The sequence below is a fragment of the Mesorhizobium sp. WSM4806 genome (assembly GCF_055811635.1).
The window spans coordinates 225734-239975 of the sequence record NZ_JBVVQZ010000001.1; the positions used below are offsets into that span (position 1 = coordinate 225734).

Here is a 14242-nt window from a genome sequence, read left to right on the forward strand (position 1 = left end):
TCAAGTCGACCTGAAATCTGAATCCGGCTCTAAATCAAAGAGATAGAGCATGATGTCGTCCGAAAACCGCTTCACACTTTTCGGCATCATGCTCTAGGAGGCGGGCATGTAAAGGTTGCTGAACCGGTCGCGCAGAAGGTTCTTCTGCACCTTTCCCATGGTGTTGCGCGGAAGGTCCTCGGCGAAGATCACCCGTTTCGGCTGCTTGTAGCGCGCGAGGCGGTCGCGCAGCGCGTTCAGCACGGCCTTTTCGTCCATTGTGGCACCGGGCTTGAGCACCACGATGGCCGTCACCCCCTCGCCGAAATCCGGATGTGCAATGCCGATGACCGCACTCTCGGCGACGCCGTCGAGTTGATCGATCTCACCCTCGACTTCCTTCGGGTAGATGTTGTAGCCGCCGGAGATCACCAGGTCCTTGTCGCGGCCGACGATGTGGAGATAGCCCGCCTCATCGATCTTGCCGAGGTCGCCGCTGATGAAATAGCCGTCCTTGGTGAACTCCGCCGCGGTCTTTTCAGGCATCCGCCAATAACCCCGGAAAACGTTCGGGCCCTTGATCTCGATCATGCCGGTTTTGCCTGGTCCGAGCGTCTCGCCGGTGGCCGGATCGGTGACCCTCACCGACACGCCCGGGAGTGGGAAGCCTACTGTCCCTGCCCTTCGCTCGCCGTCATAGGGGTTTGAGGTGTTCATGTTGGTTTCGGTCATGCCGTAGCGTTCGAGAATGGCGTGACCGGTGCGCTGCTTGAATGCGGCGTGCGTTTCAGCGAGCAACGGTGCCGAGCCGGAGATGAACAGCCTGATATTGGCGACCGTCTCCCGGTTCAGGCCCTCATGCTGAAGCAACCGGACATAGAAGGTTGGCACGCCCATCATCAGCGTCGCCCGCGGCATCAGAGCAAGGATTTCCTCCGGATCGAACTTTGGCAGCAGAAACATCGAGGCGCCGGCGATGAGTGTGACATTGGTCGCCACGAAGAGCCCATGCGTGTGAAAAATCGGCAGCGCGTGGATCAGCCGGTCGGCTGCCGTCACCTGCCAGCATTCGCGCAGTGCTATTGCATTGGACAAAAGGTTGTCGTGCGTCAGCATTGCGCCCTTGGAACGGCCGGTGGTTCCAGATGTGTACAGGATCGCGGCGAGATCGTCAGGCGCGCGCGCCGCGTCGAGAAAATCGTCAGACTCGTCCCGGGCCAACTCCATGAGCGATCCGGCGCCGTCCGCATCGAGCGTTTCGACAATCGCGCCGTAGCCGTGCGCGATCCTCTCGACATCAGTTCGCGACTTCGAGGAGACGATGACGAGCCGCGGTTCGGCGTCACCGATAAAATAGTCGAGTTCAGTCAGCGTATAGGCGGTATTCAGCGGCAGATAGATGGCCCCGCAGCGCACGCATGCGAGATAGAGCATCAGAGCCTGCGGGCTCTTGTCCACCTGGACCGCGACGCGGTCGCCCGGGCGAACGCCGAGCACATCAATTGCGCTGGCGATCTGTCCGGAGAGCCGCAGCGCATCTGCATAGGTCCAACGCTGACCATCAATAGTCTCGATGAAAATCGACTCGCCTGACTTGGCGGATGCTCGCATGGCGTCGAACAGATGATTGCTCATTGAACTCCTCCCAATCTGCTTATTAGGTTTTCTGCATTTCGGTGCGGCGTCGACGAACCGGGGCCGCGATATCGGTGTCGGTCGAAGCGGTTGCCGCCAGTTTTCTCACCTCCGGCGAAGCGGCTATTTCGCCATGCTGCGCCAAGGCTTCGTGGTTCGCCTCGATGTCGTCCAACTTGTAAAAGTAGTTGACCATCAAGCCGTGGGACTGCCGCATCGCCTTGGCGGAGCGATCGGCGAGGAAGTTCAGCCGTTCAAGGCGAGCGCCGTTGCCCAAATGAAAACGCGCCACAGGATCGACCGGCCGTCTGCCGGTGGCTCGTTCCCTAATGAAATAGCGTGCGGCGAGCGGGAGAAGCACCGCTTCAACGGCCTGTGCCTTCTGCGGATTGTCCGCCCAGCCCGGATCGTCCAGCAGCTCGAGCGTCTTGAGGGTCCGATCATCGAGGCTGGCATCGGCCGCCTTGCGCAGTCTTGCCAGCCAGCCAGCGAAACCCGGAACCGGCGACAGCGTCACAAAGGTCTTCAAGCCGGGCAGGTCGCGGCGCAAATCCTCCACCACCTGCTTGATCAGAAAATTCCCGAAAGAGATGCCACGCAGTCCGTCCTGGCAGTTGGAGATAGAATAGAAGACAGCGGTGGTGGCGTCCTGGGCCGTGATCGGCGAACGGTTTACATCGAGCACATCAGCGATGGCAGAGGGAATCGCCCTGGTCAGCGCAACCTCGACGAAGATCAGCGGATCGTCTGCGAGACGCGGGTGGAAGAACGCAAAGCATCTGCGGTCGGCTGGAGCTAGCCTCCGCCGCAGCTCCTCCCAGCCGGCGATTTCATGCACCGCCTCGTATCTGATGATCTTCTCCAGGATGTCAGCTGGCGTGGACCAGTCGATCGGACGCAGGGTCAGAAAACCGCGGTTGAACCATGAGCCGAACAGGTGGGCGAAGTCGGCATCGACAGCGCGAAACGGTTCCGTCGCATCCTTCATGGCCAATAGGCGCTCGCGCATCTCCACCAGCCTTGCCGTGCCTTTGGGGGCCAGGTTCAGTCTGCGCACCAGTTCCTGGCGACGCGGCTCGGCGGCCTGGTGCAGTTCGATGACGGCGTCCGAGCTCCTGTCGCTGCGGTAGCGCTCGATGGCTTTGTCAAGCTTGGCGATGTCTGGGCCGAACTGTTCGTGCAGCATACGCACGAAGTCTTGCTGACCGGCCGCGTCCAGTTGGGCCCAGCGCTGAAGGACCTCGGCGGCCAATGCCATGCCCGAGGCCTCGCCCCGGCTCGACAACAGCATGTCGCAGAGTGTTTCGATATTCGTCTCGGCTTGGACCGGTTCGCTGCGCGCCCCTGCCGCAACCAGCCTGCGGCCGCGATCGGTAATGCTTTGCACCATATCGCTAAAGAACGAGATGCCTGCCATGTCGGAGTCCCTCCTGGCAAAAAAATCGAAATCGGCGCAAGCAGACCCGCCGCGCGGCCTCGACGCGTGCCGGTGCTCGGATGCGTCCACCCATTTGTGTGCGACTTGCCTTTTGTGGTATCGTTCTTAAACGTCCTTGTACGCAAAGTCAATGTTCTTGCATACAAGATTTATCATGCTGCATTGGAAGGCCCAGAAAATGTCGGAGAATGTCGTTCAGCGCCTACGTGACGAGATTGAAAACGGCATAATCTCGAACGACTTCGCCCCCGGTGCACGACTGGACGAGGTGCAATTGGCAACACGCTTCGGCGTCTCGAGGACGCCGGTGCGCGAGGCGCTGATGCAGTTGAACGCAATCGGGCTGGTGGAGATTCGGCCGCGCCGGGGTGCCGTGGTGATCGATCCGGGACCGCACCGCATTTTCGAAATGTTCGAGGTGATGGCGGAACTTGAAGGCTTGGCCGGTTCGCTGGCCGCGCGACGGTTCACCGATACCGATCGCACCACCATCCTGGCCGCGCATGCAGATTGCGAGCGTTCGTCTTCGGCCGGCAACAGCGACGCCTATTATTACGATAACGAGCGCTTTCACAAAGCTATCTACGCTGCCAGCCACAGCGGTTTTCTGGCCGAGCAGTGCGTCGCGCTGCACCGCCGCCTGCAGCCCTACAGGCGTCTCCAACTGCGCGTGCGCAACCGCGTTGCCACGTCATTCGCCGAGCATGGCGCGATCGTGGAAGCAATCCTCGCTGGCGACGCGGAGCAGGCGCGCACGCTCCTACGGCAGCATGTCAGCATCCAGGGCGAACGCTTCAGCGATCTTGTAGCGACGCTGGCGAGCAGATAGTCCGTCACAAGTCGAGCCTCTCGCCTTTCACCGTCGCCTCAATGAAGTCAAGCCGCATGCCGAGGCCGGCATGGCAGCGGGCGTGCAACTGAGCAAGCGGGCGTTCCGGTTATCGGAAATCCCGTGTAGCAGCCGCCTGCTACCAGCAAAGCAAATTTTGGCCCTAACTTGATATGAATGGCGAACTTCGCCGAGGCGGTGTAGGGTTCACCGCAAAAGAAGAATTGAGCCGTAGAAACGGCGACGCGGAGCGAATCTGGGAGGATTCATGGTCGAGATTATCTCCAAGCGGGATGGCCCGCGGCGCGAGGACGCACACGTCAAAAGACTGATCGAGCAGAACCGCTCGACCATCGTCCGCCTTGCCGACCAGATCAGCGGTGGCGGCTATTCAGCTTCCAGGAAGCCACGACAGCAACCAAAGGCGGAAGGTCTGATCATCCATGTTGGCGGCGGCGCGGCACCGGTTGCCGAGGCCAAGCCGTCCATCCAAGTCACCATGAACGGCCGCGTCATTTCGAAGGATCGGAACACCGGCCGTCAACTTCATCACATCGGCGATATCCGCGACCGCGGCGGCGACCAGGTCTTCGTGCTGGCAACAAAGCAGAATGGCTTCTTCTCGCCGGTCGACGAAATCGTTGCCGAGGCGCTTGCCGACATGGACGGATCCCGCCTCGCTGCCACCTATACCGAAGAACAGCTTGCCTTCGACATCGGCGCCAAACTCGGCATCAGCTGATCAGGCTAACGCCTGGGCGTGCTTCTTCACGTCCAACTCGCGGCAGCCTACGAACTCGACAGCATACAGAAATGGCATGCCTCAAAGGTTCTGTGATGACTGAATGAAACGCGAGATAGCCCCCAATCAGATGAAGATCGATGCCCTTCCGGCACGTAGGTCGCTGGCCACCGGCCAAATGGCTCTGAGCAACATCGACTATGACGAGCATGCCACCATGCGCGCCTGGGAAAGTTTCCTGGCTGACGAGCCCAAATGCGCCGGCGATGCTGTCCACCCAAGCCACGTCCGCTCCCTCATTCACGATTCCTGGTATCGCAGTGCCACCGGCGGCATCAACGCTCAAGGCATTGAAGCGCCGCTGAGCAGTGATCGCGACGAAATCGAATATCTTACCCGGGCCAATGCAGAACTGCTTTCGGCGGCGCGGCGGTCGTTCGCATCGCTTGGCCAGTTACTGGACGGGACCGGCGCGATGCTGGTTCTGGCCGACAGCGACGGCGTGCTGATCGACGCCATCGGCGACAAGAAGACGCTGCATGACGGTATGGATATCCACTTGGCCATCGGCGGCAAATGGAACGAGGATGCCGTCGGGACGAACGGCATCGGTACGGCGCTGTGGACCGGCGAGCCGACTTTCGTGCATGCGGCCGAGCATTTCTGTGCCGGCATCAAATCCTGGACCTGCGCCGGCGCGCCGATTCGCGACCCGCTGGACGGCAAGATCATCGGTGTGGTCGACCTGTCAGGCTATTCGCCGATCTTCAGGCCGCACAACACCGCGCTCGTCGCCGCGACAGCCCGGCAGATCGAAAAGGCATTGGCCGAACAGCAGCAGGAACAGCGCACGCGCCTGCTCGAAGCTTTCATTTCATCGGCTCCCGGCTACCGCCGAAAGGACGGGCTGGTAATCGTCGACCACCGCGGTCGTGCCATCTTCTGCAACAATGTGCCTGATGGCGAGGCCACTGAGATGATGGACGGCCCGATGGAGCCAGGCCGTGGCCGCTGGCTGATGAACCTTCCGTCCTCCGGCTCCGAAGCCGACCTTGCCAGGGCGCTGCCGGCCCATCTGCGATCCTGCCATATCACCCCGCTCAAGCTCGATGGCGACCTCCGCGGCGCGGCGCTGGTGTTCCCCTCCGTGCCGGCAGTCTCCAGTGCGGCGGTGGTCCAGCGGGAAGTGAACAAGCATCTTCAGGATGCTGTCGCCATGATCGTCGGCGAAAGCGAAGCGCTGCATGCCGCCATCGACGTCGCCTGCCGCGTCGCCCGGTCGAGCAGCGTAACATCGCTGTTGGTCGAGGGTGAAACAGGGGTCGGGAAAGAGCTGTTTGCGCGGCTTGTCCATGCCGGCAGCCGGCGCACGGCGAACGACCCGTTCATCGCCATGAATTGCGGGGCGATCACCAGGGACCTGTTCGGCAGCGAGTTGTTCGGCCATGTCGCCGGCGCCTTTACCGGCGCCTCGCGTGAAGGCAAACCGGGGGTTTTCGAGCTCGCCCATGGCGGCGTCCTCAGTCTCGACGAGATCGGCGAATTGCCGCTCGAGATCCAGCCGTTCCTACTGCGTGTCCTGGAAGAGCGCGTGGTCAACCGCATTGGCGACAGCCGGGGCCGCCCGGTGGATGTGCGCCTGGTCGCCTCGACCAATCGCGATCTCAAGCAGGAGATTGCCGCAGGCCGATTCCGCCGCGATCTCTACTATCGAATTGGCGCGGTTTCGATCACTGTTCCACCGCTGCGCGAGCGCGGCGAGGATGTGCTGCTGCTGGTCGAACATTTCAACCGGCAGATCGCCACCGCAGCGGGCGAGGACCCGCTGGAATTTTCGCGAGAAGCGCTCGATGCCCTGCTCGCCTATCAATGGCCGGGCAATGTACGCGAACTGAAGAACCTCATCGGGCGGTTGCATGTCCTGGCGCGGGGCCGAGATATCGGGCTCCACGATCTCCCCGGTGAAATCGCGGCGCCCAGCGCCACGTCCGATGATGGCAAGACCCTGTCGGCCGAGTCGCCTGGAGGCACACTCGTCGAGGCGGAACGCCAGGCGATGAAGAACGCATTGGCAGCCGAGGGCGGCAATCTCAGTCGGGTCGCGCGGCGGCTCGGCATTTCCCGGCCGACGCTCTATCGCAAACTCGACCAATACGGCATCCGCCGCGGTTTCCTCTAGGATCAGAACCCGTCACCGGCACAAAAGCGCCGCGCGGCATTCGCGCCACTGGCTGGGGAAAGTCATGCCAATGGTCAGCGAAATCACCACAGCCGCGCCGATCTTGCCGCCCGGACCCTTTCTCTCCCTCTTGATGTGACCGGACACCGCACCCGACCGCGCGAATCCGGCCCATATATTTCAGGGCACGATGACGCCGCGACCGGTGAACCGACGGTTCTTGAAATCGTCGAGCGCGGTGTTGATGCTGGCAAGGTTGTATTCGGTGTAGTGCATCTTCACCTTGCCGTCGGCGTTGAGCTCCATCAATTCGACAAGCTCGGTGAAATTGCCGACCAGGCTGCCGCCGATGTTGATCTCCTCGATGACGAGATGGGCGGTCGGCACATTGATATTGCCGCCATAGCCGACGACGAACAGTTGCCCGCCCTTGCGCACCATCTTCCAGCAGATGTTTTCGACGCCGAGCTCGCCGACGAAATCGATGACCACATGGGCGCCCCCGCCGGTGATCTGGCTGACCTCCTCGATGACGTTCGGTCCGCCATCGAGGACGAAGTCGGCGCCGAGATCCTTGGCCAGCACCTGTGCTGCCGGCTCGCGATCGACGGCGATGATGCGGCAGCCCGAGATCGCGTGCAGCGATTGCAGCGCGATGTGGCCGAGCCCGCCTATGCCGAGCAGCACACAATAGCTCCCTGGTCGCAGCAGTTTGGCGGCGCGCTTGGCGGCGCGATAAGCGGTGATGCCGGCGTCGGCAAGCGGCGCCACCTCGATCGGTGTAACGTTGGCGTTCAGCTTGATCAACGAACGCTCGCTGGTGATGAAATACTCCGCGAAACCGCCGTTCATGCCGAGGCCCGGAAATTGGCCGTTATCGCAGTACATATCCTCGCCGTGGCGGCAGTTGAGGCAGATGCCGCACGAGCGGAAGGGGTGGCAGACCACGGCGTCACCGCGCTTGACCGACCTGACGCCGCTGCCGACCTCCTCGACCCAGCCTGCATTTTCATGGCCCATGATGTAAGGCAGCAGCGTCCCCTCTGGATCCATGGTCGGCTTCCACACACCCTCGATGATGTGGAGGTCGGTGCGGCAGAGGCCGGCAGCACCTACCCGCACTATGACCTCGTCGGGAGCGGTAATGGTCGGCGCCTTGACCTCCTCGACCCTGAGCTGGACATTCATACGCGGGTCGTATTCGTACAGTCTGGCAGCTTTCATCGTCGTATCCTTTCAACGTCGAGAATGTTCGGATTGCTTCAGGCGCGGCCGAGCTTTTCAGAGCCACCACCGCGAGCCGGTCCGGCCGTCGGGTCCTCGTCCTCGGCGAGATGGCCGATCAGCGTTTCGGTGGTCAGGATCAGCGTCGCCACCGAAGCTGCGTTGGCGAGCGCTGTGTAGGTGACGCGGACCGGATCAATGATCCCTGCCTCGAACATGTTCTGGTAGCTACCGGCAGACGCGTTGTAGCCGTAGCCGCCGTTGATGCGCGTGACTTCCGCCACGACCGCTTCGGGATCGGCGCCGGCATTGACGGCTATGCGCCAGAGCGGCCGCGACAGCACCGATCGCACCAGCCGCACGCCTTCGGCGACATCGCCGTCGACGTCTGCCGCCACCCTGTCGAGCAGCGGCGCGATCTGGGCAAGCGCCGAGCCACCTCCGGCGACCACGCCCTCTTCGGATGCGGCGCGCACCGCATTCAGCGAATCCTCGATGAGCTGAATGGTTCGCTTTTGCTCGACCGGCGTGACACCGCCGGCATAGAGAATCGCGGTGCCGCCAGAAAGCTTGGCCAGGCGTTCGCGCAGCTTGTCCTGATCGATATTCGGCGGCGAAGCTTCATACTGCCGCTGCACCTGAGCGCGACGCGACGCGATTGCCGCGTGGTCGCCGCCGCCGCGGATGATCGAGGTGTAGGACGAACTGGTCTTCACCCGGTCAGCCGTTCCGAGATCGTCGGCGGTGATGTCCTCCAGCCGACCGCCGAGGTCGCGCGCGATCACCTTGCCGCCGGTGATGATCGCCAGATCCTCCATCATCGCCTTGCGCCAATGGCCATATTCCGGCGGATGGACAACGAGGTATTTTCCAGGTCCCTGCTTGCCGAGCAGCGTCACCACGACTTCCGGCGACATTTCCTCGGACACGATCAGCAGCGGCCGACCATCCTCGGCGGCAATGCGGCGAGCCGCATCGAGCTGCCCGGGTTCCTTGATCTTGAGATCGGTCATCAGGATGTACGGCCGTTCGAGTACAGCCTCCATCTTCTCCTGGTCAGTCACCATGTGATGAGAGAGATAGCCGCGGTCGAAGGACATGCCCTCGACCACATCGAGCGTGGTCTCGGTGGTGACGCTGAAGTCCGTGCTGATGACACCTTCGGCACCCACGCGCTGATGGGCTTCCGCCACCAGCGCGCCAAGCTTGGGATTGGTCGCCGCGATGTTGGCGACCGAGGCGAGAATGCCGTTGCCCTTAGCCGGCTTGGCCGAAGCCTTGAGCGCCGCCACCACCGCCGCCACGGCAAGGTCGATGCCCTTGCACAGATCGACGGATTTCACGCCGCGTTCATTCGCCTCCACACCGCCCTGGATGAGAGCGTTGGCGAGCACGATGGCAGTCGTGGTGCCGTCGCCGGCGACCTCGTTGGTTTGCATCGACACTTCGCGCACGACCTGCGCGCCCATGTTTTCGAAACGGTCGTGCAATTCGATCTCGGAGGCGATGCTGACGCCGTCACGGGTCACCATCGGCGTGCCGATCGGCCGATCGATCATGGCGTTCATGCCTTTGGGGCCGAGCGTCGGCTCGACGGCAGCGGCCAGCCGAAAGACGCCACGGGCGAGAGCGCGGCGGGCGTCGGAGTTGTGAAGCATTATTTTGGGCATGATTCCTCCTTCCGCCTTACGGGCGGGTTGTTGGTTAGGGGCCTCGTGCGAGGGAGGCCGTTGTTTTCGGCTCTGCTTCAGGCGGTCGGCGTGGCTCGTGCCGGCACGCGATCCATGATGAAATCGACCAGTGTCGGTTCGCCGTCGACCACATCCAGCTCCTTGTATCTGGTCTGCTTGAGCCCACGGCAAAGCGCGCCGTTGAACTCCATATTGACGCGCACACCGCGCAGTTCAGCGAGATGGGCACCGAGTGCGGCAGTCTGTATGCGTTGCCCTTCCCAGGTCACGAAGACAGGATCATCCGCCCGGCGGCCGGGAAAACGCTCGATCAGAGCCGCCCGGTATCTCGGCTTCTGTTTGGCCGCTTCGCCCGCCTCGAGCCGCGCGACATCGTATGCCGGCAGGTCCATGCCGAGGATTTCCCGATCCGTCAGACCATGCTGCCGAAGGCCCCGCAAAACCGCCTCCTGGCGCCGCTTGAATGCCTTCATCCTGAAGGTTTCGCGCAAGGCGCCGAGATCCTGATCCTCGGCAAGTTCAGCGAAAATATCGCCGAATGTCTTGCCGGCTGCCATGCCGCGATTGACCTCTTCCGCGAACATGTGGTCGTGCAGCTTGACGCGATAGGCCGGCGACCATGAGAGTTGGTCGAGCGCCTTGCGGACGCCGTCCAGCATCAGGAACGCGAAGTTGGGCGAGCACCAGTAGGTCGGCAGGCGGAAATCTATCTCCACGCTGCCGTCGCCCGTCATCACGGCTCGCTCGACGAAGCCCATCTCGGTGATCGGTTCGTCGAGTTCGGGGTCATTGATCTCACCAAGGCACCGCCAGAGCTCCTTCTCGCGGTTGTCGGAAACGCTGGCGGCGGTTGCCATGGCCCCTACTCCGCCGCGATGCTGAAGGGCGAACTGGCGAGCGCCGTCTTCTTGGCTGCGATGTCGATGTTGTAGAGACGCGCGGCATTAAGACCGAGGATCTTCTCCTTGATCTCGTCGGTCAGCTGCACGCCGCGTTCTGCGGCGATGTCGTCGGGGATCTGGTAGGCCCAGAATTTCTCGACCAGCCAGCGTGGCGTCCAGATCGCGTAGTCGGAACCGAACAGGATTTTCTCCGGCCCGATCCAGAACAGCAGTTCGGCGATGACCTCGCCGAAATAGCGCGGGCGAGCATGGATGAAGGGCAGCGCCACCGCAAGCCCGCCATAGACGTTGGTTTCCTGCGTCGCGATCCAGCAGAAATCGTCAAGACGCGGCAGTCCGCAATGCTCGATGATCCAGTTGAGGCCCTGGAAATCCGTCGCCGCATGATCGACGTCATGCACGTCGAACGCATCCTTGCTGAGCGGCAGGATCGTCGGGCCCTTGTGGACGTGGATGTTCCTGATGCCGAGCTTGTCGCAGAGTTCGAAGCATTTGTAGGCATCGGGATCGGTGAGCTTCCAGCCCTTGGAGGCGCCGTTCCATTCGGCCGTGTACATCTTCACGCCCTTGACGTCGTAGATCTCCTTGAGGAAATGGATGTACTCAAGCGCCTTCTCACCGTCGCGCGGATCGAAGGCGCCGTTGACGATGAAACGCTCCGGATAGAGCTTGGCCACCTCGGCGTTGCGTTCGATCGTGTTGAAGCCGTTCTTGTAGAAGTCCTTGAGATAGGTCGACTGGACGATCGCCATATCGTCTGGACCGTCAATGAACAGGTCGCGATAGAGATCGTCGGCACTGTATTTCTCGAACTTGCTCTTCTCCCACAGCTGGTCCTTGGGACTCATCCCCGTGTGATAGGCGTAGAAGCAATCGATGAACTGCTTGCCGTGAATATTCTTCTGGTTCTCCGGGCTGCCGTCCCAGAAATGGGTGTGGCCGTCGACCACGAAAATGTCCTTACCTTCCGGTGTCCTAAACATTCTTTCCTCCGCAAGATGCGTGTTGATCGGTTCTGCGTGCCGCAATCAGGCGGCACGCCTGATTTTTTGCCGGCTATTCGATGTATTCGAACATCTCGTCCATGTTGCCGAACAAGATCACGGTGTTGTCGTCGATGCGCACCATCCGCCCGTAGTGGGTGGAGCTGTTGACCTCGAAGGTTTCCGCCGTCATCTCGCGGCCGAGATATTCGCTGATTTCATCCATCTTGAAGATCAGCTTGCCGGTGCCATCGATCCGGATCATCGCCGGTTGGTAGGTTACGGTTACGTTCGGCTTCAGGCCCATGAATTCAGCGATGGCCCTGGCTTCCACCGAGTCGTTCATGGTGACGCCGCACTGATGCGAAATCGTCTGTTCGAAGGTGATGTCCTTCATCGCCCTGAAGATGTTGGATTGCGATGCGTCGCGTGCTGCAGTTGACATGACGGTTTCTCCCTGTGTCAGCGCTTGAGGCCAAGTTCGCGGAGTATCTGACCAATCCGTTCCTCGGATTTGGCACGGACATCCGCAAATGCGACCGGCTTGGAATGCGGCATCGACCAGATCGGCTGCAGGCCGGTGGCTGCCTTTTCGGCGAGCGCGCCGTGTTTCTCGACCCAGCCCTGGAAGAGCTTCTTGTTCGCCGCGCCGTGCTTCTCGTCGTTGGCGAGCATGTGCATGAGGTCGATCGTGTTGGCGAGGTTGCGTTCGTAGTCGGCCTCGGCTGCCGAGATCACCGCAGGCGTTATGAAGTCGTGGTTGGCGGCGGCGATCTGCATCAGGAAGCCTGAGCGGAATGCCTCCCCGACCAGCGGCTCGAAGACGATGTTGATGGCGAAATACTGTTCGAGATAGTCGGTCGCGCCCATGATGGTTTCGACCGCCTCGCGGGTACCTTGCCAGTTGTTGTCCTCGAGCCAGGCCTTCTTGCCAAGTTCGTCGTCCCAGCCGGGAAGGTCCATGCCGATCTCGGCAAGGTAGAGCGTGATGTCCTGGGCAAGCCGCAGCTTGTAGGACGAGTTGGTCAGCGTCGCGTTGTTGATCATCTGGGTGTAGCCGTAACGCTGCGCCTGCATCAGCGAGGTGCCGAGCCCGAATTCGGAGTGCTTCCAGGCGCCAAGCTGCGTCTGCAGAATCTTGACCCAGGCCTTGTCGAAGGTCTTCGGCGCGCCGGACTTGCGGGCGTTGTTGATGACGCTCTGCACCATCGTCTCGATCTTCGACTGACGCTGGTAGTGCGTGCGTTCCCATTCCTGATCGGGGGCGCGAAAGGCATGCCAGTTGGAGCTCTGCGCAGCAGTGTTCTGCTTGACATAAGCGCCCTTGCCGTCGGCAAAGGAGATGATCCAGTCCTGGATCAAGTAACGCTCCGGGTCAGGCTGCACGTCGACCGTCATGTCTTCGTAGTGCGTGGCGCGCTGGCCCTTCGGGTCGAAATACCGGTACTTCCGGCTGTCGGAATCGGCAAAGATCGCCGCGCCGGCGGCTCCGGATCCGACTGAACTCGAGATAGCTGGCATAGTCTTCACTCCCTTGTTGCAGTTGTGGTTGCAGTTGCGTGGCCGTCCCCTCAGTGGGTCGGCGTAGCACCTGTCGATGTGGTGAACTTGTCGAAGAAGATCCGCTCAGTCTCGAACCCGTTCATGAATAGAACCGGCTGAAGCGCATCAATCATCGGTGGCGGGCCACAGGCATGGACATCGCCCTGCCCGTCGACCGCAAGCTGCTTGAGCTTGGCGTCGACGCTCTGGTGTACGAAACCGCGTTCGCCTTCCCATTCGGCGTCATCAGTCGCGTGCGATAGCACGGGAATGAAAGTGACATCCGAATGCTGGCCGATCAGCTCGGCGATCCTGTCGAGATAGAACAGGTCGTTGCGGGTCCTGGCACCGTAGAAGAAATAGACCGGACGTTTCTCGCCGCTCTTCAGATGGTCGTTGAGGATCGACCAGATCGGCGACATGCCCGAGCCGGCGCCGACCAGGACTAGGGGTCCTTGCCGTTCTTCCCGACGGAAACAGGTTCCGTAGGGTCCGACGACGGTGACTTCGGCTCCAACCTTGATTCCTCCGGAATCGAGTTCTCCAGAGAACTTTCCCTCAGGGTATTTTTTGATGATGAAGCAAAGTTTTTCGGTTTGGTCCGGCGTATTTGCCATGGAGAACGAGCGCGTAATCGTCTCCCCTTTTTCCGTGGTAACCGTGATGTCGACATATTGCCCCGCCCAGAACTTTATCGGCGAGCCGAGTTCGATCTCGATGCCGCGAATGTCGTGGGTCAGGTGCTCGATCAGAGCAATCCGGCCGTTGAACGTCTTCACGGCGATCGCTTTCGCCAAAATCTCCTCGTCGTAGTTGAGAAGCTCGACTTCCAGATCGGAGTAGGCGATGCAGCGGCACAAAAGGACGTGGCCGCTCTCCTTCTCCATGTCGTTCAGCGCGAAAGTCGAGTATTTCAGCATGTCGACTTCGCCTTCGAGCAACACGCTCTTGCAGGCCGAGCATTGCCCTTCCTTGCAGCCGTGCGGCAGGGCGATGCCCTGGCGGAAAGCGGCGTTGAGTACCGTTTCGCCATTTTCGACATCAAATTCGACGCCGACCGGGCTGAGCCTGACCGTGTGGGTTTCCGACATACGGACC

12 protein-coding genes are annotated in these 14242 nt (G+C 61.3%); 3 read left to right on the top strand and 9 right to left on the bottom strand.

The window, feature by feature from the left end:
- Positions 1 to 93: 93 nt before the first annotated feature.
- The gene (locus tag AC0L2M_RS01010) at positions 94 to 1614 is read right to left on the bottom strand and encodes a malonate--CoA ligase (protein ID WP_473533797.1); all 1521 of its coding nucleotides are present in this window, start codon (positions 1612 to 1614) and stop codon (positions 94 to 96) included.
- 22 nt (positions 1615 to 1636) lie between these two features.
- Positions 1637 to 3031 (bottom strand): malonyl-CoA decarboxylase, encoded by a 1395-nt coding sequence (locus tag AC0L2M_RS01015; RefSeq protein ID WP_128245231.1) that lies wholly within the window; start codon positions 3029 to 3031, stop codon positions 1637 to 1639.
- A gap of 199 nt (positions 3032 to 3230) precedes the next feature.
- Between AC0L2M_RS01015 and AC0L2M_RS01020 the strand changes: the two genes are divergently transcribed.
- The 3 genes from AC0L2M_RS01020 to AC0L2M_RS01030 all read left to right on the top strand — a co-directional run bounded on the left by AC0L2M_RS01020 (position 3231) and on the right by AC0L2M_RS01030 (position 6802).
- A complete protein-coding gene (locus AC0L2M_RS01020) occupies positions 3231 to 3881 on the top strand; it encodes a GntR family transcriptional regulator (protein WP_128245230.1) in 651 nt (216 codons plus the stop codon).
- A 268-nt stretch (positions 3882 to 4149) separates the two neighbouring features.
- The gene (locus AC0L2M_RS01025) at positions 4150 to 4623 is read left to right on the top strand and encodes a hypothetical protein (protein ID WP_473533798.1); all 474 of its coding nucleotides are present in this window, start codon (positions 4150 to 4152) and stop codon (positions 4621 to 4623) included.
- A gap of 103 nt (positions 4624 to 4726) precedes the next feature.
- On the top strand, positions 4727 to 6802 hold the full coding sequence (locus tag AC0L2M_RS01030; RefSeq protein WP_473533799.1) for a sigma-54-dependent Fis family transcriptional regulator: 2076 nt from the start codon (positions 4727 to 4729) through the stop codon (positions 6800 to 6802).
- Positions 6803 to 6982: 180 nt separating this feature from the next.
- Here the strand turns inward: AC0L2M_RS01030 and AC0L2M_RS01035 are convergent, their stop codons facing one another.
- The 7 genes from AC0L2M_RS01035 to AC0L2M_RS01065 all read right to left on the bottom strand — a co-directional run bounded on the left by AC0L2M_RS01035 (position 6983) and on the right by AC0L2M_RS01065 (position 14235).
- Positions 6983 to 8026, bottom strand: coding sequence for an NAD(P)-dependent alcohol dehydrogenase (locus AC0L2M_RS01035; protein WP_473533800.1), 1044 nt, complete (start codon positions 8024 to 8026; stop codon positions 6983 to 6985).
- A 38-nt stretch (positions 8027 to 8064) separates the two neighbouring features.
- Positions 8065 to 9696 carry a chaperonin GroEL gene (gene groEL, locus AC0L2M_RS01040; RefSeq protein ID WP_473533801.1) on the bottom strand — a complete coding sequence of 544 codons (1632 nt, stop codon included), beginning with the start codon at positions 9694 to 9696 and terminating at the stop codon, positions 8065 to 8067.
- A 77-nt stretch (positions 9697 to 9773) separates the two neighbouring features.
- On the bottom strand, positions 9774 to 10574 hold the full coding sequence (locus tag AC0L2M_RS01045; protein WP_473533802.1) for an iron-sulfur cluster assembly protein: 801 nt from the start codon (positions 10572 to 10574) through the stop codon (positions 9774 to 9776).
- A gap of 5 nt (positions 10575 to 10579) precedes the next feature.
- Positions 10580 to 11602 (bottom strand): amidohydrolase family protein, encoded by a 1023-nt coding sequence (locus tag AC0L2M_RS01050; protein WP_473533803.1) that lies wholly within the window; start codon positions 11600 to 11602, stop codon positions 10580 to 10582.
- A 73-nt stretch (positions 11603 to 11675) separates the two neighbouring features.
- A complete protein-coding gene (locus AC0L2M_RS01055; RefSeq protein WP_023799649.1) occupies positions 11676 to 12047 on the bottom strand; it encodes an MmoB/DmpM family protein in 372 nt (123 codons plus the stop codon).
- A gap of 17 nt (positions 12048 to 12064) precedes the next feature.
- Complete coding sequence (locus AC0L2M_RS01060; RefSeq protein WP_473533804.1) at positions 12065 to 13123, bottom strand: aromatic/alkene monooxygenase hydroxylase subunit beta; 1059 nt, start codon at positions 13121 to 13123, stop codon at positions 12065 to 12067.
- 50 nt (positions 13124 to 13173) lie between these two features.
- Entirely contained in the window at positions 13174 to 14235 is a 1062-nt protein-coding gene (locus AC0L2M_RS01065) for an NADH:ubiquinone reductase (Na(+)-transporting) subunit F (protein WP_027156419.1), read from the bottom strand.
- Positions 14236 to 14242: the final 7 nt, after the last annotated feature.